We start from the raw sequence: 25,164 nt of genomic DNA on the forward strand, positions 1-25,164 counted from the left end.
GCCTTGTGGCGATGTTACGCCAAGCCTGCGGTGAGCATCCCAAATTCATTTCTGTTAAAAAGTCAGAGAGTTGTCCATGAAAATTGCATTGATGAACGAGTTCAGTCAAGCCGGTAAGAACCCTATTATCCTGAAAGAGCTGGAAGACGTCGCCGCGGAGCAAGGTCACAGTGTGTTTAATGTCGGTATGTCCGGCGATAACGATCATCGTTTAACTTATATTCACTTGGGCATTGTTGCCAGCTTGTTGCTTAATTCTAAGGCGGTGGATTTTGTGGTCAGCGGTTGCGGCACCGGTCAGGGTGCTTTGATGTCGTTAAATGCTTACCCCGGCGTTTGCTGTGGTTACTGCATTGACCCGGCGGATGCGTATTTATTTGCGCAAATTAATAACGGTAACGCGCTGGCGCTGCCTTTTGCCAAAGGTTTTGGTTGGGGCGCCGAGTTGAATGTGCGCTATATCTTTGAAAAGGCCTTTACCGGCGTGACCGGCCAAGGTTATCCGCCAGAGCGCCGCGAGTCGCAAGTGACTAACGCGGGTATCTTAAATGGCGTGAAAGAGGCAACCAGCAAAAGCTTTTTGGATGGTTTAAAAGCCATTGACCCAGAGTTGGTTAAAACCGCTGTGGGTGGCGAGCGCTTTCAGCAGTGCTTCTTTGATAACTGCCAGGATGCCGAGATTGAAGCGTTTGTACGCGAGGTGTTGGCGGCTTAAGTTAAGCCTGCACCCAGTACAAAAAAGCCCAGCATTGCGCTGGGCTTTTTTGTGTCTCTATCTTGTTGCTTTACTTGCGTGTTTTATTCACACGCATCAGCCGTGGTTAATCACCATAACATCGGTGTCCAACGCGTCGATAAGGCGCTCGGCGGTGTTGCCGCGGCGTGTTTTCGTCATGCCGTTTTGGCCTAGCGTACCCATCACGACTAAGTCGGCATTAATATTTTCTGCCACCTTAGAGACCACATCAGAGGTGTAACCGTTGTCCACATGGATACGGTCTGTGGGCACCCCGGTCTCGTTGGCTAAGCGGCCGCGGTCTGGGTAGCTGTACGAGTCCATATAGCCGTTGACGACATGTAGCTCAGCGTCATAAACCTCACAGAAGTGACGAGCTTCGGCCAAGATTTTCTCGTTTAGCTCAACTTGTACATCGCGCGTCGCCTGGAAGTTAACGGCGGCCAAAATCTTTTTGCGCTCAGTGCGGGCACTTGGGCGAATCAGTACGACAGGGCATGCAGCGCCTTTTAATAGCTCCCACTTAGATTCGGTAAAGAAAAAGCGGCGGTTGCTGGTGTTGGCGTGAACCGGCAGGTAAATCAGGCTGGCATTGGCACGCTTGGCCGATTGCATGATTGACTCTTGCCACTCGGATGACCAAGAAACCTCAATCAGGTGTTCGACGCCAGCGTTGTTAAGTACCACGCGAATTTGCTCTTCAAACCAGCTTTGGTCGCGCACCAGGTTGGCGTTATAGGCGCGAGTGTCAACGGCGTTGCCATCGACCGCGACAAACACATGGACAAAGGGCTTAACCTCTTGCAGTTGTGATGTCAGCGCAACGCGCTCCAGAGCGACGTGTTGTTCGTCGTTGGGATCCACTACTACAAACATTATTTGCTGCTTGGACATGGGTTCTCCTACTGTTTCCCTTTGATCGTACCGTTCTATGTTATTGATTATCGCGCATTAATGGCGCGCTGTCAGTGGGCCAAGCATAGCAAGTTGGCCGCCGTGTGAATAGCGGCGCGCCGCATTGGTTGCGGTACAATAGCGCGTTTTAATCACTTTTTAGGAGTAGGCCTATGCCGCAATTGATTTCGACCGGCTTTAGCGAGCTAACCGAGGGGCAGCAAGCCCGCTTGGAACGCAGATTAACCACCGAGGTTATTCGCCAGTATGCGGCGGTGAGTGGCGATGTGAATCCTGTGCATCTGGACGCCGAGTACGCGGCAACCACCGCTTTTGGTGAGCCTATAGGCCACGGTATGTGGCTTGGGGCGTTAGTGTCGGCGGCCATTGCCACCCAATTGCCGGGGCCAGGCTCGGTGTACCGCGCTCAGCAGCTGCAGTTTAAGCAGCCCATCAAGGTTGGTGATACGGCCGTAGTGACGTTAACCGTTAAAGAGCTGAAAGCGCGGATGCGCCTGGTAGTGCTTGGCTGTGAGGTGCACAACCAAGAGGGCACGCTCTTGGCTCGCGGTGAAGCTGAGGTTATTGCTCCGCCCGAAAGTGCAACCATGGAGGCGCCCGAGCTGCCCCGTGTGCAGGTAGATTAAAGCTCTAGTGGCGACCAACCGCCCAGCTCTTGCCAGCGATTGACGATCAGGCAAAACAGCTCGGCGGTCTTTTCGGCGTCGTAAGCGGCCGAGTGCGCGGCGCTGTTGCTAAACTCAATGCCCGCCAGTTGGCAGGTTTTGGCCAGAACCGTGTGGCCAAAAGCAAGGCCCGACAGGGTGGCGGTGTCAAAGCACGAGAACGGGTGAAACGGGTTGCGTTTGATCTCGCAGCGGTTGATGGCGGCGTTGATAAACCCCAGGTCGAAGTGGGCGTTGTGGCCCACCATCACCGCCCGGGTGCAGCCTTGCTCTTTGACCGCACGTCTAACCCCTTGCAGCAGCTCAATCATTGCCATGGGTTCTGGGTCGGCAAAGCGGTCCGGGCTATCCAGGTCGATGCCGGTAAAATCCAGTGCCGACTGCTCGATATTGGCGCCGTCAAAAGGCTCAATATGGTACTCCAGAGTTTGGTCTGGCAGGAGTAGGCCGTTCTCGTCCATGGTTAGGGTGACGGCCGCCACTTCTAACAGTGCATCGCGCCCACTGTTAAAACCGCCGGTTTCCACGTCCACCACCACCGGCAAAAAACCGCGAAAGCGCTGGGCCATAGGTGAGCTGGTGTCTCGGTCAAACTCGGGGGGCGTGGGGTTCACTGGGTTTCCTTAAGTTGGGTTGACGTTAAATACTGAAATAATAATGCCTGGGTTGTGCCGGGCTGTTGCCCGACACGCCATTAAACGCTGTCTTTTACTTGCCAGTTGAGGGTCTCGCCGGCGCATAAAGGAACGATTTTTTCGTCCAGATACGCTAATGAACTGGGCATTTCCCAGGGCTGGCGCACTAATGTGATGGTATCTTGGTTGCGTGACAAGCCGTAAAAATCCGCGCCAAAGTGACTGGCAAAGCCCTCTAGTTTATCCAGCGCGCCGGCCGCATCGAAAGCTTCGGTGTAAAGCTCGATTGCGCTGTAGGCGGTGTAGCTGCCGGCACAGCCGCAAGCGGCTTCTTTTTTGCTTTTGGCGTGCGGCGCCGAGTCAGTGCCTAGAAAAAACTTAGGGTTGCCGCTGGTGGCGGCGGCCATGAGTGCTTGCTGGTGGCTTTGACGCTTTAGAATGGGCAGGCAGTAATAATGAGGCCTGATGCCACCGGCCAGCATGTGATTGCGATTGTAGAGCAGGTGGTGGGCGGTAATGGTCGCCGCTACGTTAGCGGGTGCCGCCAGGACAAACTCGGCGGCGTCGCGGGTGGTAATGTGCTCAAGCACAATATTCAGCTCTGGAAAGTCGTTGACGACTTTGGCCAGCGAGCGCTCTAAGAAGGTTTTCTCCCGGTCAAAAATATCAATGCCCGAATCGGTTACCTCGCCGTGTATAAGAAGGTGCATCCCCTCGCGCTGCATGGCTTCTAAGGCCGGATACAAGTGTGCGAGGTCGGTGACCCCCGAGTCGGAGTTAGTGGTGGCGCCAGCGGGGTATAGCTTACCGGCCACCACGCCGGCGGCGCGCGCGGCGCTGATGTCGGCGGCGCTGGTGTTGTCGGTTAAGTAGAGCACCATCAGGGGTTCAAACTGGCGGCCGGCCGGTATCTGTGCGGTAATCCGGTCGCGATAAGCCAGTGCTTGCTCGGCGTTCATGACTGGCGGCACCAAATTGGGCATTACGATAGTGCGGGCAAATTGCCGGGCAGCGTCGGGCACAGTGCGTGCTAATGCGTCGCCATCGCGCAGGTGAATGTGCCAGTCGTCCGGGCGGGTAATCGTTAATTCTTGAGTCATGATGTGAGCTTTTGTCTGTAAAGGCTCGCATCCTAGCAAAAATGCCGCTAAAGCGCAGCCGTCTCGGGCCGATACCCCTTACAGACCCCTTGTGGGTGACATAACTGACTGGTATTAGGGGCGAGGTGGATGAGCGAGGTAATAGGTTAATGGTGTGGCGTAAGCTCCGACAGCGGTTTGTCTCGCGCTCTGTGCTGCTGGCGTTAGGCGTTAGTGCCGGCCCCGTGCTGGCTATTACCTTTGAGGCGCCGATGGAGCTTAGCCGCTGGCAGGTGGATGCCAGTGCTTTTGCCTGTAAATTGTATCAGCCGCTTAATCGTTATGGCGAGGCGGTGTTTATGCGCCGCGCCGGCGAGCCACAGCGCTTTTATCTGCGTGAGCAAAACCGTCAGTTTGCCGAGGGTGAGGCTCAGTTATTAGTGCAGGCGCCGCGCTGGCAGGGCAGTGGCGCAAGGCGTCCGCTGGGCACGGTGCCGGTGGTGTCCGGTGAAGAGCCCATTCGTATGGATTGGCAAGCCTCCCAGCGATTGATCGGCGAGTTGCAAAACGGTCAGCAGTTGTTGTTTTCCCATCGGGCCTGGTACGAAGAGGCAACACCGGTAAAAGTCGTACTTGAGCCGATCCGATTTCGTTTGGCGTTTAGTGAGTTCCAGCAGTGCCTTGGCGGTTTGTTGCCGGTTAACTACGATCAAATTCATCGCAGTAGTGTGGTGTTTACCGGCGGTGCACCAGAGTTTGACCCCGATCAGCAGCCGCTATTGGACAACTTGATTCAGTACGTCTTAGCCGATCAGTATGTCACCACGGTCGTGATTGATGGCCATACGGACGGCCAAGGGTTGCGTGCCGACAATTTAGAGTTGTCTAAGCAGCGGGCCGAGTTTGTCGCCGACTACCTTACTACCCGCGGGGTTCCGCAAGAGCTGCTGCAAGTTCGCTGGCACGGCGAGCGCTACCCAGTGGCGTCTAACCGCTCGGCCGAGGGGCGCGCCGAAAACCGCCGCGTTACCTTGCGCATTGACCGGTTCGAACCTAAATCACAAACCCTTGAGGCGCGCGGTGACGATAGCGCGCAAGACTCCGATGCTCCGGAGCAGGCGGCAACACAATCGTAAACGTTGGCGGCGATGAGAGCTTGTTAGAGTTTTCCACCGTCGTTTTTTGCGTGTAAATATTTATAAACCCTCGGAATCTTTGCCTCTGTGCTGTGTCCAAACGCCCGTAACGCAATCATGCCTGCCTTCGGTTTTATACCCGTGGTACGTCGTAACTGGAAGACACAGAGGTGATACTTAAATGCAGCAAACCGTGTTAAATGCCCGAGCACTGATGGGCGTATTGGTATTGTCCATGTTGGCACTGACGGCCCGTGCCGCCGCACTGCCTGAATTTACCGACTTGATCGAAAAGAGTGCGCCGGCCGTGGTGAAAATTACCACGAGCAAAACCGTCAGCAGTGGCGGGCCCAGTATGGATCAGCTACAGGATTTACCCGAGGCCTACCGACATTTGTTTCCGCAGCCTAGTCCGCGCGAGCGTCACGCTCAGTCGATGGGGTCGGGTTTTATCATTAGTAACGACGGCTATATCTTGACGAATAACCACGTAGTGGATTCCGCCGATGAAATTAATGTGCGCTTGTTTGATAAGCGCGAGTTGATGGCTGAGGTGATTGGTGTTGACCCGCTATCGGATTTGGCGCTGTTAAAAATCGACGCCGAAGATTTGCCGACGCTAAGCTTGGCAAAAAATGACAATTTAAAAGTGGGGCAGTGGGTAGTAGCCATTGGCTCGCCATTTGGTTTGGATTACTCGGCCAGTGCCGGCATTGTCAGTGCCATGGGGCGCTCCATTCACGCCCATGACAGCCAGTATGTTCCGTTTATCCAGACCGACGTGGCGATTAACCCCGGCAACTCCGGTGGCCCGCTGTTTAATTTAAAAGGTGAGGTGGTCGGGATTAACTCGCAAATTTACAGTCGCTCGGGCGGCTCGAATGGTTTGTCATTCTCGATCCCCGCCGACGTCGCCTCTGAGGTGGTGGCGCAGTTAATGGATAGCGGCAGCGTGCAGCGCGGTTGGTTGGGTGTTGCCATTTCTGATGTGAGCCGCGATGTGGCCATCTCGTTTGGGTTGTCTAAACCGATCGGTGCCCTGGTGAATGATGTGGAGCCGGGTAGCCCGGCCGAAGAGGCCGGCCTTAAGCCCAGCGATATTATCGTTTTGTTTGATGGTGCCGAGGTACTTGATTCAGGCGTTTTACCGCAACTGGTGGGGCGCATGGCGCCGGGAACCGAGGTTGAGCTGACGGTAATGCGCGGCGGCAAAAAGCAATCTCTGGATGTAACGTTGGGTGAGCGCGACTCTGATCCGGAAGAGGTGGCAAGCTTTGGCGGTCGCAATGGCGATGCCGCCGGTCTCGACCGGTTGGGGCTGAAGCTTGAGCCCCTGAGTGAACAGTATCGCGAGCGCTCGAACCTCGATGGTGGTGTGTTGGTGCGTCAAGTCGAGCCCAATTCGGCCGCGGCTGCCACCGGTCTGCGCCCTGGTGACGTGATTGTTCAGCTGGGTTATGACGGGGTGCAAGATCTGGATGAGTACCGCAAGATCGTCAAAGGCTTAGATGAAGACAAGTTAGTGCCTATTCGCTTTTACCGTCGCGGCCAATCGATGATTCGCACCATCAAAATTGAGTCAGACGATTAAGGTGTTTGATCGCTTTTAGTCCCTAGTACTGAGGCAGCCTAGCTGCCTCTTTTTTTGTCCGTTGATTGGTCATCGCCCAGTGTGGTTACGGCGAGCTGTGCGTTATACTGCGGCCTGCTATCGTTAGATATACATTAATACGGGGTATGTACGTGGAGCGAAATCGCTTATTTTGGGGCAGCCGGCGCGGTATGCTGGAGTTGGATCTGATTCTGCTGCCTTTTTTGGATAATGTTTACCCGACACTCGCGCCGGAAGATCAGTTGCGCTACCAGCAGCTGCTAGAGTGTGAAGACCAAGATATGTTTGCCTGGCTGCTGCACCGCCACGAGCCAGACAACCCCGAGCTGCAAAGGATTGTACAAATTGTTCGCGACAACACCGGAATGCCAGACGACGCCTGAGCATCGGCGACCCTCTCTGCGGGCAGAGCCATTTACCATGGTCGTGCGCCCGTCACGTTATCTGCGCAATTGCTATTTAATCGTTTACGCTGTCTTGACGTTACTCACGTTGGGCTTGACGGCCTTAGGGGGCGCTTTTGCGCTGCTAGCGTTGACGGTCAGCGTTTTGCTTGTCTGGCAGCTGGCCTCTAGGTTGCGCTGGCAAGCCGAGCAGTATTGGCGTGTGCAGTGCGACTCGGAAGGTTGGTGGCTGGGGCGTGTCGGCGCAGAGCTAAAGCCCGCCCGACTCGTCGGTGGCACTCGATTATGGCGGACACTCACCTTTTTGACGCTTCTTGACGAGCAGGGTACACACCCGCTGCTGCTCTGCACCGATAGCGCGGCGCCCGATGAGTTGCGCCGCTTGCGGGTGTGGTTGATTAGTCGACGGGGCTTTTGCTGACAATAATGTCTTGCCCGGCAAAATTGGTGGGTACCAGCATAGTGTCGCGGGCGATTGTGCTTTGACGTGGATGGTCCAGCGAATAGTGCAGGCCGCGACTCTCTTTGCGCTCCATGGCCGAGCGAATAATCAGCTCGGCGACCGTGGTTAAGTTGCGCAGCTCGATTAAATCACTGCTGACTTTGTAGTTGCTGTAATACTCGGCAATTTCTTTTTGCAGCAGTTTAATCCGGTGGGTGGCGCGCTCCAGCCGCTTGTGTGTGCGCACGATCCCCACGTAATCCCACATAAAACGACGCAGCTCATCCCAGTTGTGCGAGATCACCACATCTTCATCGGAGTTGGTCACCCGGCTTTCGTCCCAGTTGGGGGATTGGTCCGGCTCGTTTAGGTCGTCCATTTTAAGCAAGATATGCTCGGCGGCCGATTGTGCGTAAACGATACACTCCAGCAGTGAGTTGGATGCCATGCGGTTGGCGCCGTGCAGACCGGTAAACGAGGTTTCGCCAATGGCGTACAAATTTTGTAAGTCCGTTTGGCCGTTGCGGTCCACCACTACGCCGCCACAGGTGTAATGGGCGGCCGGCACCACGGGTATAGGGTCGCGGGTAATGTCGATGCCGTATTCTAGGCAGCGCGCCTTAACCGTAGGGAAGTGCTCGGCAATAAAGGCCTCGGATTTGTGCGAGATATCCAGGTAGACGCAGTCGCAACCCAGGCGCTTAATCTCGTGGTCAATGGCGCGGGCGACGATATCGCGTGGTGCTAGCTCGGCGCGCTCATCAAAGCGCGGCATAAATCGCTCGCCATTAGGCAGCTTTAAATAAGCGCCTTCACCGCGCAGGGCTTCGGTAATCAAAAAGGTGCGAGCCTTAGGGTGGTACAAGCAGGTGGGGTGGAATTGGTTAAATTCCATATTGGCTACCCGGCAGCCGGCTCGCCACGCCATGGCGATACCGTCGCCGCTGGCGCTGTCGGGGTTGCTGGTATAAAGGTACACCTTGCTGGCCCCACCGGTGGCCAAAACCACCACTTTAGCCTGAAACACATGAACGTGATCGGCCTCGCGCGATAGGGCATAGGCGCCGCTGCAGCGCAGCTTGCGTGAGTCGGCATCCGCCTGGCTGATTAAGTTAAGGGCTACGTGGTGCTCAAAAATTTCGATTGAAGGATGGCTGCGTACTCGGTCGATTAGGGTGCTGTGCACCGCTTGGCCGGTGGCGTCGGCACTGTGAATAATACGCCGATGGCTGTGGCCGCCCTCCTGGGTAAGGTGATAGCCGTTGGAGTCATGCTCGCGAGTAAAATTGACCCCTTGGTTGATCAGCCACTTGATGGCTCCGCGTGAGCGCTCGACGGTAAAGCGCACCGCGTCTTCGTGGCATAAGCCAGAACCCGCGACTAAGGTGTCGGCGACATGGGCCTCTACCGAGTCTTGATCGTCGAGCACTGCCGCAATGCCGCCTTGGGCAAACCAGGTCGAGCCCTCGTTAATGGCGCTTTTGCTTAGTACCGCGACGCGGGCGCGGTCAGCGAGCTGCAGTGCGAGGGTGAGCCCCGCAGCGCCCGAGCCGATAATAAGCACATCGTGACTGTAGTGTTGGTTCATAGTGTGGTCTTTGATCCAAGGGGGGCAGCAGTATATCAAGATCCGAGTTTGGGGTGGGCTATTATCGCCTCTGCGGTTGTCGGGCCGTAAGGCGTTAGTGTACACAGTTATAAACACGTATAATCAGCGTGGAACTTCTTATAGCGCCGGCATGTCTATTGGGCACTAAATTCGACATTGCGCTATAGAGTGAAGGCAGTGCTATATAATGGCGGCGTAACAGGTGCTACCGGCGTCGCATAAAGATGCCACCCGCTGATCTGGCTTTTGCAGGTTGGTTTGCTCACAGTTTTGTAAGTCACCTCGCGTGTGCGGGGTGTTTTGGGGGTTAGACGATGACAGCGCAATCTGCGCCGGATACTGATCAGCAGTTAGTCGAGCGTGTGCAAAAAGGTGATAAGCGCGCGTTTGACCTGCTGGTGGTAAAGTACCAACACAAAATATTTTCTATTATTGGTCGTTACATTCGTGATCATGCTGAAGTACAGGATGTCGCGCAGGATGCGTTTATCAAGGCGTATCGTGCGCTGGGCAACTTCCGTGGTGAGAGTGCGTTTTACACTTGGCTGTATCGCATTGCGATCAATACGGCGAAAAACCACTTGGTTTCACGCTCGCGCCGGCCGCCTTCGTCAGATGTAGAGGTCGATGATGCCGAGTATTACTCCGGCTCCGATCTGTTAAAAGACGCGGACACCCCCGAAAGTAACCTGCTGTGCGATGAGATCAAGGCGGCCGTTGACGAGGCGATATCGGCGCTGCCAGAAGATCTGCGCTCGGCGGTAACCTTGCGCGAGATGGAAGGGCTAAGCTATGAGGATATCGCTGCGATCATGGATTGCCCGGTAGGCACGGTGCGCTCACGCATCTTCCGTGCGCGTGAGGCGATCGATAAGCGCATTGCGCCGCTGCTGGATCGGGCAGAATAAAAAATGATGCGAACCTGAATCTTGGCTGAACCTTTTACGAAAAGCTGTGTCAGACAGGATAAGCAAGATGTAAATCTTTGTAATCTCGGTCGGTGTGGGGTATGTTTAGCAGCCCTAAACACGTTCTACTTAACGTTGTAATCGGCGAGCTTGGTTGTCACCCATTTGGCCCATATTGGGCATGTATATAGGTAAACGCGAGCATGACAGAGCAGTCTTTAGATACTCAGTTGGCAGAATCACTATCGGCACTGTCCGATAACGAGGCGTCCGAGCTAGAGCTGGCGCGAATCCTCAAAGCCAGCGAGGGCGATGCGCTCAAAGCTAAGTGGTCCCGCTACCAAGTGGCGCGCTCGGCAATGCGCGGCGACTTGCCCGCCGAGTTGGCCCCCTCTGGTTTTGCCGATCAACTGAGTGCAGCGCTGGCCGAAGAACCAACCCCTGAGCTTGAGTCCAGCAAAAGCGCCGCGAAACAAACGGCAAGCGGCACTGTCGCGGGCGTATCGCGCTGGTGGTTAGGCTTGGGTCGGGTGGCGGTAGCCGCCTCAGTAACGGGCGCTATTGTTATCGGTGCTCAGCTTTATCAAGCCGGTGGTACTCTGCCAGAGACTAACACTATGGCCGCCGACAGCGGCGAAAAAACCATCAGTGCCCCCGACAACTCGCTGCCTATTGGTTATGGTGCTCCGGCCCTGCCAGCGCAGCAGGTCAGTGCCGAGATGGGCGGTTATCAACCGCAGCGGGCTCGCCAAGTGGTGTTTGAGCCTCGTCGCGCCGATGTTAAGGTATCGAACGAGCAGATTCGCGCCTATTTAAATCAGTTGGTCGAAGAGCACACCGATCACGCGGCGGTTAATAGCGCACAGGGTATGCTGCCCTACGCCCGGGTCCCTTTAATCGAAGAAGAGTAATGTATGTCGCACCGTCGGTTCGCCGGCTTCGTGCTGTTGCTGTTGAGCCCCTTGGGGTTTGCCCAGATTCAGAACGAGAGCAGCCCCTCCGAGCCGCCTGAGGCGGCCTCTGTCAATGATTCCTCGGCCGCCGCTCCCGATGCGGCAGAGCCTACCGCTGGTCAACCCGCACCCGAGCAAGAGCAAATGGTTGATACCGGGCTGGACTCCAGTCCTCATCAGCTGCCCTCGGTACGCGAGTTGCTGGAGCACATGTCACAGCGTCAGCAAAGTTTGAATTATCGCGGCACTTTTACCTACCAAAATAATGCCGGCACCGAGAGCTTTCAGTTACAGCACTGGGTGGATGGCGATACGGAAAATCAGCGGCTGTATTATCTAAATGGCCCCGAGCGCGAGGCCGTGATGCGCCACACCACCCAGTGCGAAACACTGGCAGAGCAGCTTATTGCCGGTAAGCTTAGTGGTTTGGCAGACAATTTTTCCAGTTTAGATCGTCTGTACAGCTTTTCAATTCGCGGGGTCGAGCGGGTGGCCGGCCGGCTGGCTACGGTGCTGCAGGTGGTGCCGCGAGATACGTTTCGTTTTGGTTACTTTTTTAGCGTCGATCGCGAGACCGGGCTGCTATTAAAAACACTATTGGTGGATGAACATCAGCGAATCGTCGAGCAGTTTCAGTTTATTGATTTGCAAACTGGCCTTGCGGTGTCCGATTTTGCCACGGAGCGCGATGCCGGTATTGTCCACCGGGTTGACGCGGATAAAGTGTCTGGCTGTAATAAACCGCTAGCGTCCGCACCGTCGCAGTGGGCATTGAGCTGGCTGCCAGCAGGCTTTGCGTTTTCGGGGCAGCGGGTAGTGCATGCCGATACCGAGATGCTAATGTATACCGATGGTTTATCGACTTTTTCGATATTTTTGGATCCCGTTGAAGGCAAACTGGTGATCGAAGGGCGCGCTCAGCGCGGCGCGACAAATTTTTATATGCAGGGGCTGACCCGTGCCGGTCAAACATACCAAGTGACGGTCGTGGGCGAAATTCCGCTAGCGGTTGCCGAAAGAATGGCGCAGTCTATCGGTGTGAATGACACAGCGCCTGCCCAGCCCCAACCGAGAGGTTAGCTATGCTGCTTGAAACCGGTAGTGTCGTTGCTGTCGAGCCAGACGGCTTATGGGTAGAGACGATTCAGCGCTCTACCTGCGGCAGCTGCGCAGCGCAAAAAGGTTGCGGCCAAAGCCTGCTGGCTAAGCTCACCGGGCATACGAGTTATTTGTGGGTGTCTTTGGCGGGGCGCTCAGCGGACGATTACCACATCGGCGACGAAATTCAGCTGGGGGTGCCGGAAGAGGTGGTCGCTAACGGCTCGTTGTTTGTGTATTTTTTGCCGCTGCTGACACTGTTAGCGGCAACTGTGGCGGCACACTACGGTATTGGCCGTGAAGGTGTCACTGCGCTGGCGGCGATTGCCGGATTATTGGCCGGCGGCGCGCTGGTACGCTGGCGAGCTTATACCACCCGCCACGACAGCCGCTTGCAACCAGTGTTAGTCGATGATCGGCAGGTGGTTCAACTCGTTGGTTAGCCACTGAGCGGGGCCGCCTTGGCCCTGTCTTGTTTTACTCTTTGTTTTTTCAATCGTGTTGAGTATCTTCAGAGGTCGACGACCCTCAGAGGCTCGCACTTCGCTAACTCCAATTTATTTGGTTGGGTCACTCCGGGGACTTGTTGCCACAACTTAGCACTAAGTGCTGGCAGGTTTTGTGCGCTGTCGTTAATAATCCATTCCACAATGGCCGCCGATACGTCGGGGTAGGGAATCGCCTCGGGTATCGGTAGTTGCAACCACTGCTCAATTACCGCTTGAGTTAACGGCGAAGCGGTTGTCGCATAACCCAGTTGCGCTAATGCGATGGCGTTGGATTGTTGCTCCATTTGTCGTACGACCGGCTCGGCGAGAATTTTTTTGCCAAGGCCGATGGCCTCGCTTGGAAGTTCAAAGCCGGCGCTGCAAATCACACCCTCACAACTGTGCAAATGATCTTGAAAACCGCTTCGAGAAAACGGCCGCAGGTGTAAGTGCCCTTGATCAATGGGGTGATCAAGTTTGTGGTAAATATAAAAGTCGACGTTTTTGACCGGCTCAAGCAGAGCCACAATATCATCCAGCTCGGCAAAGGGCAGGTACACTAAAATTTGTCCGCAAGTGACGCTTACCGCATGACTCGATGGTTCGACGATAGGTGGTAATAAAGGTTGATTAAAATGGTGCCAGTGCACGCCAACCGGTGTGTCGCAGGGAGCAAACCAGCGCATAAACAGATCGGTAATAATATTGTTGGCGCGCTTGGGGATCGGGTATAAAAAAGCGCTTTGGTGAGAGATGCCTAAACTTCGAACCCCCGCGCGTTTTGCCGCCCACGCACTGACGGGCTCGAAATCGCTGATGACTAAATCGTACTGTTTGCAATCGAGTGTCCGGGCGTCGCGCCTTAGTTGCAACAAATCACTTTTAAACAGGGTTTTAAGCATATTGACTTTACCCTTAAAGGTCTGCAGCGTCATACCTTTAAATAAGCGGTAGTGGCCAAACGCCTCCATATCAAAAAAGTCGCGGCGTGCCCGTCCGGAAAACACCCAATCAACATCAATGTTGTGGCGGGCAAATGCCCGCGCCATAGAGCGCGCGCGCGTTAGGTGACCGTTGCCCGTGCCTTGAACGCCGTACAGAACCTTCACCCAATGACTCCTGTATACAGTAGGCTGCCCAAAATAGCGCAGCCGGTGCCCAGCGCTGCGCCGGCTAAAATATCCGTGGGGAAGTGCACACCCAGCAGTACCCGAGACACCCCAATCAAACTGGCCATCACATAGGCGGGGATGGCAAATAATGGGTAAAAATTAAGTACCAAGAATGCGAAGACAAACGCTGCAGCGGTGTGGCCAGAGGGGAAGCTAAACTGATCGGAGGGGGTAAACCACCCCTCGTAGGTATCGATGGTGGCGGCAGGGCGGTTGCGTTTTATGGCATTTTTAAGCAGCAGATAAAGGCTGACGTCCAGCGCGTAACACGTGAGTCCCATATACAAAAACGCCTGACTGTTTGGTACCTCAAAGGCCACTAAGCCCAAGGCGATTAGGGTGTATAAAGGGCCATCGCCGCAGCGAGAGATCCAGCGCACTGTGCGCCGGTAAGGAAACTGCTTGGTGACGTGTAGCCAGACAAACGCCAAGGTGTCGATCTGGTGGACTCTTTGCAAAAAAGCATTCATAGTTTCACCCGTTTTTGTTGATCCGTTTTTGCCGATCCGTTTGGGTTGGCTAAGAGATACCACCGGACTGTGACGTTCGTGTGACAGAGTGAAGGAGTTTTATTGCATGAATAAGCCCGGCAAGCGCGGTTGGACGCGCTTGAAGCACGCGACAGTGTACTCACTGCAAGGCTTGGCGGCGGCTTGGCGCTATGAGGCGGCGTTTCGTCTTGAGGTGGTATTAACGCTTTTGGCGTTACCGCTGGCCTGGTGGTTGGCGCAAACCCATATCGAGTTAATTTTGCTGGTGGCCAGTTTGTTTTGGGTTTTGGTGGCGGAGTTGGTTAACTCGGCGGTGGAGGCGGTGGTGGATCGTACCGGCTCGGAGCTGCATGAGCTGTCAGGGCGGGCAAAGGATATCGCCTCGGCTGTGGTAATGGTCAGTCTTGCTTTGTGTGTGTTTGTCTGGGCGGTTATCGCCTGGAATCGCTTTGTTTAGCCTCCTCAAGCGGTAATTCTCTCAATCTGCGTCTATCCTAACGGTAACAACGACAGAGCAAAGTGGATTCGCTTATGAAGGGTGCAGTTGGGGCAATAGATCTGGCGGGTAGGGAATGCGTCGATAACAGCAAGAGGGCTCGCATTGCGGACGCTTTGCTGTTTAGTATCGCTGTGATTGCGGCGGTTGGCTGCTCCGAGAAAGCGGATCACGCCGCCAGTGCGCCTGCTCCGGCAGTTGTGGTGTATGAGGTTACGGCAAAGCCTGTGGGCACCTACCGAGAGTTTGTCGGTCGCACTGAGGCATCCAAAAAAGTCGATTTAAAAGCCCGGGTAGAGGGCGAGTTGATCTCGCGACACTTTGTCGAGGGAGCGTTAGTGAGCGACGGGCAGCTCTTATTTGAAATTGACGATGCGCCTTATCGCGCTGCCTTGCAAAGTGCCGAGGCTGAGCTCGAGCGCGCTACGAGTGAGGTGGAGCGCACAGAAAAAGAGTTCGCCCGCGGCAAACAATTGGCTCCGGACGGTTATCTGAGTCAACAAGACCTCGATAAGCTGAAAGCGGCGGCAAGTCAGGCAAAGTCGGCTTTAAAAGCCGCTGAGTCAAACCTCAAAAACAGCCATATTAACTTAAGTTACACTCGCATCAGCGCGCCTTTCTCGGGCCTTGTGGGTAAAGCGCGGTATAACGTGGGCGAAATCGTCGGCCCCACCAGCGAGCCCTTGGCTGAGCTCAGCGCGTCCGACCCAATTTACGTTAACTTTCAGCTGGAAGAGAGTGCGTACATATCCTACCTGCAACAGCGCCACCGTGCCGACAGTATTAATCAAGATTCGCCGGTAGACATCGCTTTGCGTTTACCTAACAACGATATTTACCCCCGCCCCGGAACGCTCACCTTTGCAGATACTAAAATTGACGCAACCATGGGCTCTGTGAACTTACGTGCCGAGTTTGCCAATAGCCGTGGGCTCGTGATGCCGGGGATGTATGTGACGGTGCTGGCTGAAGGGCGTGATAAGCAGACGATGCCGGTTATCCCTCAGGCGGCAGTACAGTCCGGGCAAGATGGCTACTCGGTTTTGGTGGTGGACGACGACAACAAAGTCGCGCAGCGTATCCTGCAAATGGGGCGTCGTTTGGGGCCAATGTGGGCGGTTACCAATGGCTTAGAGGCGGGCGAGCACATCATTATTGACGGTTTGCAAAAAGTGCATGCCGGAATCGTTGTTGCACCTGAGGTGCGTGATGTGGATCCGGTGACCGGCGCAATTGCCGCCGATAGCGAATAATCGCCCGATAGGGAATTGCCATGATTAGCAGGACGTTTATATACCGCCCCAAGTTTGCCTTTGTCATATCGATTGTCATCACGCTAGTGGGGTTGTTGGCCATCACCCTGTTGCCGGTGAACCTATATCCAGAGCTCACACCACCTAAAGTACAAGTGTCCGCCACTTACCCTGGCGCTAGCGCTCAGGTAGTCGAAGACTCACTGCTGCGACCACTGGAGGAGCAAATTAATGGCGTAGAGGACATGCTGTACATTGAATCTACCGCTAACAACAACGGTGCCGCTAATATCATTATTACCTTTGCCGCTGGCGCTGATGTGGATATGGCGCAGGTGAATGTGCAAAACCGAGTTGCTTTGGCGGAGCCTTTTTTACCCGAAGAGGCTAAACGGCAAGGGATTCGGGTGCGCAAGCAAGCCACTAATATGCTGCTGGGGATTAACTTGATTGCCAAGCCCGGCTTTGAGCATATGGATGCGCTGTATTTAAGTAACTACGCGACTAATAATTTAGTCGAGCCGTTAGCGCGAGTCCCCGGTGCCGCCAACGTCAACGTGATGGGCGATAAGTCTTATGCCATGCGCTTATGGTTAAACCCCGACCGTATGAGCGCACTCAATATTACAGTAACCGATATTACCAATGCGCTGCGCGAGCAAAACCTGATTGTCGCTGCGGGTAAGTTTGGCCAAAATCCTGCCCCCGATGCACAACAATTTGAATACAGTATTCAGGCGCGGGGGCGACTGGAAGATACCAAAGAGTTTGGCGATATTATTTTGCGAGCTGATGATGAAGGCGCCTTGGTTCGCGTTAGGGACGTGGCGCGTATCGAGCTGGGCTCAAAAAGTTATGGTATTCAATCTAAATTAAATAATAAAGAAACGGCATTTGTTGTGCTGTACCAGTTGCCAGAGGCAAATGCCACCGCTGTTGCTACAGCGGCGCGCAAGGTGATGGCTAAGCTCGGAGCCAATTTGCCAGAAGGGCTTGAGTTTAAAATTATTTTTGATTCCACCCGGTTTATCGAACGGTCGATTGAGGAGGTGGTGAAAACACTGGTACAGGCGATATTTCTTGTAATTGCGGTGGTGTTTTTATTTTTGCAAAACTGGCGTGCGACTTTGATTCCAACCGTTGCGATTCCGGTTTCCTTAATTGGTACCTTCGCTTGTATGCTGATTTTGGGCTACTCAATCAATACCATTACACTTTTTGGCTTAGTGCTCGCTATCGGGGTCGTGGTCGACGATGCCATTATTGTCATCGAGAACGTAGAGCGAATTCTGGCTGAAGAGCGCTGCAGTGTTCGCGAGGCGACCTTAAAAAGTATGAAGCAGGTTACCGGCCCCATTGTTGCCACCACCTTGGTGTTATTAGCGGTATTTGTTCCGGTGGGGTTTATGCCCGGGATAACCGGCGAGTTATACAAGCAGTTCTCGGTGACGATATCGTGTGCAGTGCTAATCTCCTCCATTAACGCATTAACCTTAAGCCCCGCCCTGTGTGCTGTTTTGTTAAAGCCTGAAAACAAACCGATTGCGGTAATGGCGCCGGTCGAGAAGGGGCTGGCAGCATTAACTCGAGGCTATCAAGCACTCATTGGCGGTTTGCTAAAGCGCGCTGGGCGTATGGGCGTGGCTGTCGTTTTATTGTTTGCAGCGTTGGCCTGGTTAGCCATAAATGTGCCCACTGGGTTCGTTCCCGATGAAGACCAAGGCTACCTGTTTGTCGATGTCCAACTGCCCGATGCTGCCTCTAGCCAGCGCAGCGTGCGTGTACTGGAGGACATTACTGAGATGACGCTGCGTCAGCCTGGGGTGAGTGATTTTATTTCGGTTGCGGGCTTTAGCTTGCTGGGTGGTGTGGGCTCTAACAATGGCTTTGGCATTGTGGTGTTGGATGACTGGGAAGATCGCACCGAGCCTGCGCTAAGCGTTGCCGCGTTGCTGCAAAAGTTGCAAGGCTTATATTGGGCTATGCCAGAGGCGCGGGTGATGACTTTTAACTTGCCGCCCATTCCCGGCCTGGGTGCCTCTAGCGGTTTTGAGTTTCAGCTGCAGGATACCGCTGGACGCTCGCCTGAAGCACTGGCCCGAGCGCTGAACGGCTTAGTGTATGCCGCCAATAGCGACGCGGAATTAAGTCAAGTGTTTAGTACCTACCGCGCTAATGTGCCGCAGTATTTTCTTGATGTGGACCGCACCAAAGCCAAGGCGCAAGGCGTATCCATTGGCGATATTTTTACTACTTTGCAGGCACATCTGGGGTCTCTTTATGTCAACGATTTTAATCAGTTTTCACGCACCTACCGGGTGATGATTCAGGCCGATAGTCAGTACCGCCTTGGGCCAGACGACTTGCGCCACTATTACGTGCGCAATAATGCCGGTGAGATGGTACCGCTTATGACCTTGGCAAGCTTGTCGCCTGTGCAAGGGCCCACCAGTATTAATCACTTTAATTTGTATCGCTCCGCGACGGTCACCGGTGAGGCCGCGGCCGGTTTAAGCTCCGGTCAAGCGATTGCCGCGATGAACCGGGTTGCGCAATATCTACCCGAAGGGTTTGTCTATGAGTGGTCGGGGCAGTCTAAGCAAGAGATTGATGCCGGTAATTTAGCGCCGTTTTTATTCGCCTTGGCGCTATTGTTTGTCTACTTATTTTTAGTGGCGTTATATGAAAGTTGGACGATTCCGGTTGCCGTTTTGTTGGCGGTGCCGGTAGCCATTTTCGGTGCTTTTTTTGCCTTGCAGTTGGCTGGGCTCGACAACAACATATACGCGCAGATTGGCATGGTGTTGCTGATCGGTATGTCGGCAAAAACGGCGATCTTGATCGTGGAGTTTGCGATGGAGCAGCGCCGCGAGGGCAAGTCGATTTTTGATGCCGCTTATATCGCCGCGCACTTACGGTTTCGCGCGGTGTTAATGACGGCGCTGTCATTCGTTCTGGGCGTACTGCCGTTGGTGTTCTCGTCCGGTGCGGGTGCGGCGTCGCGAATTTCGCTGGGTTTTACGGTGTTTGGCGGTATGCTGGCGGCCTCTGTGTTGGGCACTTTGTTGATTCCGCTATTTTATTGGGCTGTGCAACACCTGCGTGAGCGAATTGGCGGCCCGGCCAAATCGGGCCAGCCGGAGTCCCAGACCGCAGTGTAAGGTTTCGGCTCTAGCGCAGCGCTCAGCTGTGCTCGCCTGGAGTGGTAGGATATTTACAGTTCCTTACCTGTTTCGTGTGTAACTTCTCATTCCCACCCGTAAAATAGTTTTATTACTAATAATGCTCTGTGATAAGGGCCTAGATTTGGAGTGCCTCTGTGCCCAATAAACCGTCGACCCGTTTACCTGTGTGTATGCGTGGCAAACTATTACTCGCTTTTGCCTCACTGTGGTTTTTGGCCGGTTGCACTGACGAGGCCACCCTTAAGCCCGGCGCTGGTGGTTCTAAAGCGCGACCAGTGATTGCTGCCAAGGTCGCGTTAAGTGCCGAGCAAGTGAATGTTGAGGCCGTGGGTACGTCCCGTGCGCTGCAGTCGGTTGCCGTGCGTCCCCGCGTGGCGGGGCAGGTGACCGAGGTGGGTATCGAGCCCGGACAAAAAGTTACCGAAGGGCAGGTGTTGTTGCGCTTGGATGCCCGCGATGAAGCGCTGGCGCTGCGCAACGCCGAGGTCGAACTGGCCGATGCCGAGCGCTTGTTAACCCGTTACCGTCAAACCAAAGACAGCGGCGCGGTAACAGAGTCGGCGCTCGACGACGCCGAAAGTGCGGTGGCGCGCGCACAAATTGCCGTTGATCGCGCCCGTGTCGACTTGGAATACCAAAAGGTGGTGGCCCCATTTGCCGGTTACGTTGGTTTAAGTGATATTGATCCGGGCGCCTGGGTTGATAACAGCACTGTGATCACCACCATTGATGATCGCAGTGTATTGTTGGTGACCTTTGCTTTGCCGGAGTTGTTGTTGGGTCAGATCCAGCCGGGCCAAAGCATTGAGCTTGCGACCTGGCGCGAAAACTCGGTAACGGCGCAGGGGCAGGTGGTCTCAATCGACAGTCGGGTCGATGAGAATGAGCGGACCTTTAAGGTGCGAGCTCATGTGGATAACAGTGCAGATTTACTGCGCCCCGGGATGAGCTTTCGTATCGCTTTATCGCTGACCGGTAATACTTATGTTCTGGTGCCCGAGGTGTCCTTGCAGTGGGGAGCGCGTGGCTCGTTTGTCTGGGCCATTGAGAATGGCGTGGCTAAGCGAAAACTAGCGACCATCGTTCAGCGCCGCGCGGGTGAAGTTTTGGTGAACAGCGAGTTGCAAGATGGTGCGTTGGTTGTGCTGGAAGGCATTCAAATGGTTCGTGAAGGTCAACCGGTTAAGGTTGCCGAAGTGCGCGAGTTAAACAGTCAGTCCTCTAATACCGCAGCCTCAGATGCCGCCGAGAATAAAGAGGTGAGCGGTGAGTGATACTTCTGGTTCGCTGCATAAAGAGGATTTGGCCAGCCTAAGCATCCGGCGCCCGATTCTTATTCTGGTATTGAATCTCTTAATTGCCATTGCCGGGCTGGCGGCGATTATGGCGGTCGAGGTGCGCGAGTTGCCGGACGTCGACCGACCGCAGGTGTCCGTGCGCGGTGTATACCCCGGCGCCTCGCCCGAAACCATGGATGCCGAGGTCACCAGTATTGTCGAGGGCGCGGTGGCACGGGTATCTGGCATTCGCAATATTCGCTCGTCCAGTGAAGAGAATAACTTTCGCCTGCATGTCGAGTTCTCACCCAATGCCGACTTAAACAGTGCCGCCTCGGATGTTCGTGAGGCGGTAAGTCGGGTCGAGCGGGATTTGCCGCCGGATATGGAATCTTTGACGGTGGTCAAGGCCGATCCTAACGCCAATCCGATTATCAACCTAGCGCTGGTCAGCGAGCAAATGGGGGAGCTGGAGTTAACCCGCCGCGCCGAGAAGGATTTGATTCCCGAGCTTGTTTCCATTGACGGCGTGGCCGATGTCGTTCTGTTTGGTCAGCGGCAAAAAATTCTGCGGGTGGTGATGGACCCGATCCGTTTGGCAAGCTTTGGTTTGGGCGTCACAGATGTGGCCGATGCCCTGCGTCAAGCTCCGTTCGATGTACCCTCCGGAAGTTTTCGCTCGGGCGATTTGGAGTTGCTGGTACGCGCCGATGCCTCGGCGGTGACCGAGCGCGAGCTGCAAAGTATTGTGATTGAAGGCAATACCCGCTTGGCCGATGTGGCTCAGGTGTTTTTTGCGCCGGAAGACGCCGAGTCTTATGTGCGGCTCGATGGCCTGCCGGTGGTGGGGCTAGGGGTGGTGCGTCAGTCGCAATCCAATACCCTGGAGATCGCCGAGCGTGTGCATCAGGCGGTCGGGCGTTTGAACGAGCGCTTTAATGATTTTGAGTTGGTGGTAACGGAAGATAGCTCCAAGTTTATTAAAGGCTCAATGAGCGAAGTGCTGTTTAGTTTATTGCTGACGGTCAGCATCGTTATTATCACCATCTGGTTGTTTATTGGCTCGTTTCGGGTGACCTTGATCCCCAGTGTGGCGATACCGGTGGCTTTGATCGGCACGGTTGCGGCTATCTGGGCCATGGGTTTCTCGCTCAATATTTTGACGTTATTGGCGCTGGTGTTGGCCACCGGCTTGGTGGTGGATGACGCAATTGTGGTGCTAGAGAACATTCAGCGCCGCCGCCATCAAGGTCTCGGTGCGCGGGCGGCTGCAGTGCTCGGCACCCGGCAGGTTTTCTTCGCGGTGATTGCCACCACGGCGGTGTTGATTTCAGTGTTTGTACCGGTGGCGATGCTGCCCAGTACCGCGGGGCGCTTGTTCCGTGAGTTTGGTTTTGTGTTGGCGTTTGCGGTGGGGATATCTTCGTTTGTTGCGTTGTCGCTAGTGCCGGCAATGGCGGCGCGTATTGTGCCGGAGCGCAGTAACGAATCGCACCCGATACGCGACCGGCTGCAGAGCTTTGGTAATCGTATCGCAAAGGCGTACTCGCGCGCGCTTGCGTTGGTTCTGCGCCATAGTGTGATCGCGGTGATTGCTGCGGTATTGGCTATTGCCGGCAGTGCATTGTTGTACCAGTTTATTCCTCAGGAATTATTGCCGGAGGAGGACCGCGGTGTTATCTACGTCGATGCCACCGGCCCCGATGGCACCGGGCTTGAATACACTGAGCGCCAAGTCAACGCGATGGAGGCCCGGGTGCAACCGCTGCTGGATTCCGGTGAGGCGACGCAGTTATTTTCGATTGTGGGTCGCTATGATCCTAACCGCGGCCGGGTGATTTTACCGCTGGCCGATTGGGAAGCTCGCCGTCGCACACAGCAAGAGATGATGGACGAGCTAAGTGGCTCAATGAGTGAAATCCCCGGCGCTTTTGTCAGGGTTTCCAGTACCAACAGCCTTGGCTTATGGAACGGCGGCGGGGGCATAGACGTAGCCCTAGTCGGTAGCGATTACGATGAAATTTTTGTCGCGGCAGAAAGTTTTGCGCGCGCGATCGAAGAGCAGTTGCCTAACCTTTCGCAGCCTGATGTTCAGTTCCAGCCGACTCAACCCCAGCTGTCTGTCACCATCGACCGGCGCCGAGCATCGGACTTAAATATCCCGCTGGACAACATATCCGCGACTTTGCGGGCGATGGTCGATGGTTACGACTTGGTTGATTTAAGTGTCGAGGATGAGGCGATTCCGATTATTTTGGAGTCGTCCGGCAATCAAATTAATGATCCGGGCGATCTGGTTAATTTGTTTGTTAGCACCCGCGATGGGCGTCTACTGCCATTGTCGTCGGTGGTGACCTTAAGCGAGCACGCAGTAGCGGCGGAGCTGGATCGGCACAAACAAAGGCGCGCTATTGAAATCGACATAAACCTCGACAGTGGCTATCCGCTGCAGTCGGCGGTCAACGATTTACGTGCATTGGCCGAGCGTGAGTTACCGCCGGGGATTGGCTTGATCTTTTTAGGCGAGGCCGAGACCCTGGATGAAACTGCACACGAGGTCACTGTGACCTATATCATTGCACTGTTAGTGGTGTTCTTGGTGCTCTGTGCTCAGTTTGAAAGCTTTACCAGTGCGGTGATTGTAATGTTAACCGTGCCCTTTGGTATTGCTGCGGCTATCGTAGCGCTGCTGCTAACGGGCACCAGTATTAACGTCTACTCGCAAATTGGTTTGGTGATGTTAATTGGCCTGATGGCCAAAAACGGCATCTTATTGGTGGAGTTTGCCGATCAGCTGCGCGATCAGGGCCGCTCGGTACTGCAAGCGGTGCAAACGGCCGCCGCCGTGCGATTGCGCCCGATTGTGATGACGATGATGTCCACGGTGTTGGGTGGGCTGCCGTTGATTTTGAGTGCCGGCCCCGGCGCCGAAGCCCGACGCGCTATTGGCTGGGTGGTGTTTGGTGGTCTAGGTATCGCCGCCGTGTTTACACTGTTTTTGACGCCGGTGGTGTACTTACTGGTGGCGCGTTGGTCTGCCGCCCGCGCAACCCAGAGCCAGCGTTTGGCCTCTGAGTTGGAAGAGGCGGCGAGTATTCCCGATGATCACAGTGAATATCACTAAACGCGCAGGCCCGTCCCTGAGGTACAATGGCGGCTGCAATTTTGCGTTAGTGGAGGCGTGATGAACCCCGTACAAGCCAGTATTGAGCAGGCGTTAACCGAACAATTTAGCCCGGCTTACTTAAGGGTGGTTAACGAAAGTCATATGCACAGCGTGCCGCCCAACTCGGAGACCCATTTTAAGGTTACCTTGGTAAGCCAAGCGCTGGAGGGCAAGCGCCAAGTGCAACGCCATCAGTTGGTGTATAGCGCGCTCACCGAGCAGTTAAAAGGGCCGGTGCACGCGCTGGCGCTGCACACCTTTAGCCCTGATGAGTGGGCGGCCGAGCAAAACGTGCCCGATTCACCCCACTGTTTAGGGGGCGGCAAGCGCTAATACCGCCAATAGTCGGGCGGGCAAACACAGCGGTACTAGTGGCAAAAATGCTGGCTGTACAAAAAACAAGCGGTTATAATGCTCGCGATTTTAATCCGCCCGTCCTGGGCAGCTTTTAGGTAATTGTTTTTCTTATGAATCAGTATGTTGTCGCTGCGCTGTACAAATTTGTTGAGCTTCCCGATTACGAGGCGCTTAGCGTCCCTCTTAGAGCCGAGTGTGATCGTTTGGGTATAAAAGGCACTTTGTTGGTGGCCGCAGAAGGTATCAACGGTACCGTGTCCGGCTCGCGCGCAGGTATCGATACGCTGCTGGATTACTTAAAAAGCGACAGCCGCTTTGCTGACATCGAGCACAAAGAGTCGCTCTATGACGAACAGCCGTTTTACCGTATGAAGGTAAAACTGAAAAAAGAGATTGTCACCATGGGGGTCGAGGGTATCGACCCCAAACAGATCGTGGGCACCTATGTAAAACCGCAAGACTGGAACTCATTAATCAGCGACCCGGATGTGCTGGTGGTGGACACGCGCAACCATTACGAGTATGCCATTGGCAGCTTTGAGCGCGCGATAGACCCCGAGACGGAGACGTTTCGCGAGTTTCCCGCTTACGTTAAAGACAATCTAAACCCCGCCGAGCACAAAAAAGTCGCGATGTTTTGCACCGGTGGTATTCGCTGTGAGAAGGCCACGGCTTACATGAAAGAGCAGGGGTTTGACGAGGTGTACCATCTAGAGGGTGGGATTTTAAAGTACCTCGAAGAGGTCCCGGCCGACGAGAGCCTGTGGCGCGGCGAGTGTTTTGTGTTTGATAACCGTGTGGCGGTCAATCACGATCTGGAGCGCGGCTCGTTTGACCAGTGTTACGGCTGCCGCCATCCTATCACTGAAGATGAAATGGCCTCCGAGCTGTATATGAAGGGCGTGTGCTGCCCTCGTTGTCATCACAGTTTAAGCGATGAGCAGAAAACCCGATTTGCCGAGCGACAAAAACAAATGGAGTTGGCTAAGGCGCGCAATGAAGTGCATTTGGGAGCGGAGCCGCCTGCCCGGCAAAAAAATCGCCGAACGGCTGGCTAATACCTAGCTCTGGTGCGATTGTCGCGAAA

The 25,164-nt window shown here is 54.8% G+C and carries 23 protein-coding genes; 17 read left to right on the forward strand and 6 right to left on the reverse strand.

Translation table 11 applies throughout. From position 1 onward, the window contains the following. The first annotated feature begins 76 nt into the window (after positions 1–76). Positions 77–715: an RpiB/LacA/LacB family sugar-phosphate isomerase gene (locus ACGHAD_RS04510; protein ID WP_382413522.1), complete on the forward strand. Its 639-nt coding sequence runs from the start codon at positions 77–79 to the stop codon at positions 713–715. A 96-nt stretch (positions 716–811) separates the two neighbouring features. On the opposite strand, the gene ACGHAD_RS04515 is transcribed toward ACGHAD_RS04510, so the two are convergent. Further along, positions 812–1,630, reverse strand: coding sequence for a universal stress protein (locus ACGHAD_RS04515; protein ID WP_339617613.1), 819 nt, complete (start codon positions 1,628–1,630; stop codon positions 812–814). 173 nt (positions 1,631–1,803) lie between these two features. Between ACGHAD_RS04515 and ACGHAD_RS04520 the strand changes: the two genes are divergently transcribed. Further along, entirely contained in the window at positions 1,804–2,277 is a 474-nt protein-coding gene (locus ACGHAD_RS04520) for a MaoC family dehydratase (RefSeq protein ID WP_382413519.1), read from the forward strand. Here ACGHAD_RS04520 and rnt read toward each other — a convergent pair. Together rnt and pyrC are read right to left on the reverse strand one after the other, a co-directional pair. Next, positions 2,274–2,885 (reverse strand): ribonuclease T, encoded by a 612-nt coding sequence (rnt, locus tag ACGHAD_RS04525; protein WP_339617619.1) that lies wholly within the window; start codon positions 2,883–2,885, stop codon positions 2,274–2,276. The genes ACGHAD_RS04520 and rnt overlap by 4 nt on opposite strands. A gap of 125 nt (positions 2,886–3,010) precedes the next feature. Then, positions 3,011–4,051 (reverse strand): dihydroorotase, encoded by a 1,041-nt coding sequence (pyrC, locus tag ACGHAD_RS04530; RefSeq protein ID WP_339617611.1) that lies wholly within the window; start codon positions 4,049–4,051, stop codon positions 3,011–3,013. A 149-nt stretch (positions 4,052–4,200) separates the two neighbouring features. Here pyrC and ACGHAD_RS04535 point away from each other — a divergent pair, with 149 nt between their 5' ends. From ACGHAD_RS04535 to ACGHAD_RS04550, 4 genes are all read left to right on the forward strand, one after another. Continuing rightward, on the forward strand, positions 4,201–5,166 hold the full coding sequence (locus ACGHAD_RS04535; RefSeq protein WP_382413517.1) for an OmpA family protein: 966 nt from the start codon (positions 4,201–4,203) through the stop codon (positions 5,164–5,166). Positions 5,167–5,347: 181 nt separating this feature from the next. Then, entirely contained in the window at positions 5,348–6,757 is a 1,410-nt protein-coding gene (locus ACGHAD_RS04540) for a Do family serine endopeptidase (protein WP_382413515.1), read from the forward strand. Positions 6,758–6,909: 152 nt separating this feature from the next. Then, positions 6,910–7,161 (forward strand): succinate dehydrogenase assembly factor 2, encoded by a 252-nt coding sequence (locus tag ACGHAD_RS04545; RefSeq protein ID WP_339617608.1) that lies wholly within the window; start codon positions 6,910–6,912, stop codon positions 7,159–7,161. Positions 7,162–7,198: 37 nt separating this feature from the next. Beyond that, positions 7,199–7,603, forward strand: a complete 405-nt coding sequence (locus ACGHAD_RS04550) for a protein YgfX (RefSeq protein WP_382413512.1) — start codon at positions 7,199–7,201, stop codon at positions 7,601–7,603. On the opposite strand, the gene nadB is transcribed toward ACGHAD_RS04550, so the two are convergent. Then, positions 7,581–9,212 carry an L-aspartate oxidase gene (nadB, locus tag ACGHAD_RS04555; protein WP_339617606.1) on the reverse strand — a complete coding sequence of 544 codons (1,632 nt, stop codon included), beginning with the start codon at positions 9,210–9,212 and terminating at the stop codon, positions 7,581–7,583. The two genes, ACGHAD_RS04550 and nadB, sit on opposite strands and share 23 nt — an antisense overlap. A gap of 335 nt (positions 9,213–9,547) precedes the next feature. Here nadB and rpoE point away from each other — a divergent pair, with 335 nt between their 5' ends. The 4 genes from rpoE (at position 9,548) to ACGHAD_RS04575 (ending at position 12,635) form a co-directional block, all read left to right on the forward strand. Then, positions 9,548–10,141: an RNA polymerase sigma factor RpoE gene (gene rpoE / locus ACGHAD_RS04560; RefSeq protein WP_339617605.1), complete on the forward strand. Its 594-nt coding sequence runs from the start codon at positions 9,548–9,550 to the stop codon at positions 10,139–10,141. A gap of 203 nt (positions 10,142–10,344) precedes the next feature. Beyond that, complete coding sequence (locus ACGHAD_RS04565; RefSeq protein WP_382413510.1) at positions 10,345–11,052, forward strand: sigma-E factor negative regulatory protein; 708 nt, start codon at positions 10,345–10,347, stop codon at positions 11,050–11,052. A 3-nt stretch (positions 11,053–11,055) separates the two neighbouring features. Next, the gene (locus ACGHAD_RS04570) at positions 11,056–12,174 is read left to right on the forward strand and encodes a MucB/RseB C-terminal domain-containing protein (RefSeq protein ID WP_339617603.1); all 1,119 of its coding nucleotides are present in this window, start codon (positions 11,056–11,058) and stop codon (positions 12,172–12,174) included. Between the two features lie 2 nt (positions 12,175–12,176). Beyond that, positions 12,177–12,635, forward strand: coding sequence for a SoxR reducing system RseC family protein (locus tag ACGHAD_RS04575; RefSeq protein ID WP_382413507.1), 459 nt, complete (start codon positions 12,177–12,179; stop codon positions 12,633–12,635). A gap of 68 nt (positions 12,636–12,703) precedes the next feature. Here ACGHAD_RS04575 and ACGHAD_RS04580 read toward each other — a convergent pair whose 3' ends face one another. Both ACGHAD_RS04580 and ACGHAD_RS04585 read right to left on the reverse strand, forming a co-directional pair. Then, complete coding sequence (locus ACGHAD_RS04580; RefSeq protein ID WP_382413505.1) at positions 12,704–13,789, reverse strand: MJ1255/VC2487 family glycosyltransferase; 1,086 nt, start codon at positions 13,787–13,789, stop codon at positions 12,704–12,706. After that, complete coding sequence (locus ACGHAD_RS04585; RefSeq protein WP_382413503.1) at positions 13,786–14,322, reverse strand: phosphatase PAP2 family protein; 537 nt, start codon at positions 14,320–14,322, stop codon at positions 13,786–13,788. The genes ACGHAD_RS04580 and ACGHAD_RS04585 overlap by 4 nt, the downstream gene beginning before the upstream one ends. Positions 14,323–14,428: 106 nt before the next feature. Here ACGHAD_RS04585 and ACGHAD_RS04590 point away from each other — a divergent pair, with 106 nt between their 5' ends. From ACGHAD_RS04590 to ACGHAD_RS04620, 7 genes are all read left to right on the forward strand, one after another. Next, positions 14,429–14,800 carry a diacylglycerol kinase gene (locus ACGHAD_RS04590; RefSeq protein WP_339617599.1) on the forward strand — a complete coding sequence of 124 codons (372 nt, stop codon included), beginning with the start codon at positions 14,429–14,431 and terminating at the stop codon, positions 14,798–14,800. A gap of 74 nt (positions 14,801–14,874) precedes the next feature. Continuing rightward, positions 14,875–16,092: an efflux RND transporter periplasmic adaptor subunit gene (locus tag ACGHAD_RS04595; RefSeq protein WP_382413500.1), complete on the forward strand. Its 1,218-nt coding sequence runs from the start codon at positions 14,875–14,877 to the stop codon at positions 16,090–16,092. A 20-nt stretch (positions 16,093–16,112) separates the two neighbouring features. Continuing rightward, the gene (locus tag ACGHAD_RS04600) at positions 16,113–19,253 is read left to right on the forward strand and encodes an efflux RND transporter permease subunit (protein WP_382413498.1); all 3,141 of its coding nucleotides are present in this window, start codon (positions 16,113–16,115) and stop codon (positions 19,251–19,253) included. 158 nt (positions 19,254–19,411) lie between these two features. After that, positions 19,412–20,551 (forward strand): efflux RND transporter periplasmic adaptor subunit, encoded by a 1,140-nt coding sequence (locus ACGHAD_RS04605; protein WP_382413496.1) that lies wholly within the window; start codon positions 19,412–19,414, stop codon positions 20,549–20,551. Further along, positions 20,544–23,678, forward strand: a complete 3,135-nt coding sequence (locus tag ACGHAD_RS04610) for an efflux RND transporter permease subunit (protein ID WP_382413494.1) — start codon at positions 20,544–20,546, stop codon at positions 23,676–23,678. The genes ACGHAD_RS04605 and ACGHAD_RS04610 overlap by 8 nt, the downstream gene beginning before the upstream one ends. A 60-nt stretch (positions 23,679–23,738) precedes the next feature. Further along, positions 23,739–24,053, forward strand: a complete 315-nt coding sequence (locus ACGHAD_RS04615; RefSeq protein WP_382413492.1) for a BolA family protein — start codon at positions 23,739–23,741, stop codon at positions 24,051–24,053. A 134-nt stretch (positions 24,054–24,187) separates the two neighbouring features. Beyond that, positions 24,188–25,135, forward strand: a complete 948-nt coding sequence (locus ACGHAD_RS04620) for a rhodanese-related sulfurtransferase (RefSeq protein ID WP_339617593.1) — start codon at positions 24,188–24,190, stop codon at positions 25,133–25,135. Positions 25,136–25,164 lie beyond the last annotated feature (29 nt).

It is taken from the genome of Gilvimarinus japonicus (assembly GCF_042847215.1).
GTDB classification, from domain to species: Bacteria; Pseudomonadota; Gammaproteobacteria; order Pseudomonadales; family Cellvibrionaceae; genus Gilvimarinus; species Gilvimarinus japonicus.

Coding starts and splice junctions, on each gene's coding strand:
- ACGHAD_RS04575 (WP_382413507.1), top strand. CDS start 12,177: ATGCTGCTTGAAACCGGTAGTGTCGTTGCTGTCGAGCCAGACGGCTTA.
- rnt (WP_339617619.1), bottom strand. CDS start 2,885: ATGGCCCAGCGCTTTCGCGGTTTTTTGCCGGTGGTGGTGGACGTGGAA.
- ACGHAD_RS04520 (WP_382413519.1), top strand. CDS start 1,804: ATGCCGCAATTGATTTCGACCGGCTTTAGCGAGCTAACCGAGGGGCAG.
- ACGHAD_RS04550 (WP_382413512.1), top strand. CDS start 7,199: ATGGTCGTGCGCCCGTCACGTTATCTGCGCAATTGCTATTTAATCGTT.
- ACGHAD_RS04540 (WP_382413515.1), top strand. CDS start 5,348: ATGCAGCAAACCGTGTTAAATGCCCGAGCACTGATGGGCGTATTGGTA.
- nadB (WP_339617606.1), bottom strand. CDS start 9,212: ATGAACCAACACTACAGTCACGATGTGCTTATTATCGGCTCGGGCGCT.
- ACGHAD_RS04595 (WP_382413500.1), top strand. CDS start 14,875: ATGAAGGGTGCAGTTGGGGCAATAGATCTGGCGGGTAGGGAATGCGTC.
- ACGHAD_RS04510 (WP_382413522.1), top strand. CDS start 77: ATGAAAATTGCATTGATGAACGAGTTCAGTCAAGCCGGTAAGAACCCT.
- pyrC (WP_339617611.1), bottom strand. CDS start 4,051: ATGACTCAAGAATTAACGATTACCCGCCCGGACGACTGGCACATTCAC.
- ACGHAD_RS04585 (WP_382413503.1), bottom strand. CDS start 14,322: ATGAATGCTTTTTTGCAAAGAGTCCACCAGATCGACACCTTGGCGTTT.
- ACGHAD_RS04565 (WP_382413510.1), top strand. CDS start 10,345: ATGACAGAGCAGTCTTTAGATACTCAGTTGGCAGAATCACTATCGGCA.
- ACGHAD_RS04515 (WP_339617613.1), bottom strand. CDS start 1,630: ATGTCCAAGCAGCAAATAATGTTTGTAGTAGTGGATCCCAACGACGAA.
- ACGHAD_RS04620 (WP_339617593.1), top strand. CDS start 24,188: ATGAATCAGTATGTTGTCGCTGCGCTGTACAAATTTGTTGAGCTTCCC.
- ACGHAD_RS04535 (WP_382413517.1), top strand. CDS start 4,201: ATGGTGTGGCGTAAGCTCCGACAGCGGTTTGTCTCGCGCTCTGTGCTG.
- rpoE (WP_339617605.1), top strand. CDS start 9,548: ATGACAGCGCAATCTGCGCCGGATACTGATCAGCAGTTAGTCGAGCGT.
- ACGHAD_RS04600 (WP_382413498.1), top strand. CDS start 16,113: ATGATTAGCAGGACGTTTATATACCGCCCCAAGTTTGCCTTTGTCATA.
- ACGHAD_RS04590 (WP_339617599.1), top strand. CDS start 14,429: ATGAATAAGCCCGGCAAGCGCGGTTGGACGCGCTTGAAGCACGCGACA.
- ACGHAD_RS04570 (WP_339617603.1), top strand. CDS start 11,056: ATGTCGCACCGTCGGTTCGCCGGCTTCGTGCTGTTGCTGTTGAGCCCC.
- ACGHAD_RS04615 (WP_382413492.1), top strand. CDS start 23,739: ATGAACCCCGTACAAGCCAGTATTGAGCAGGCGTTAACCGAACAATTT.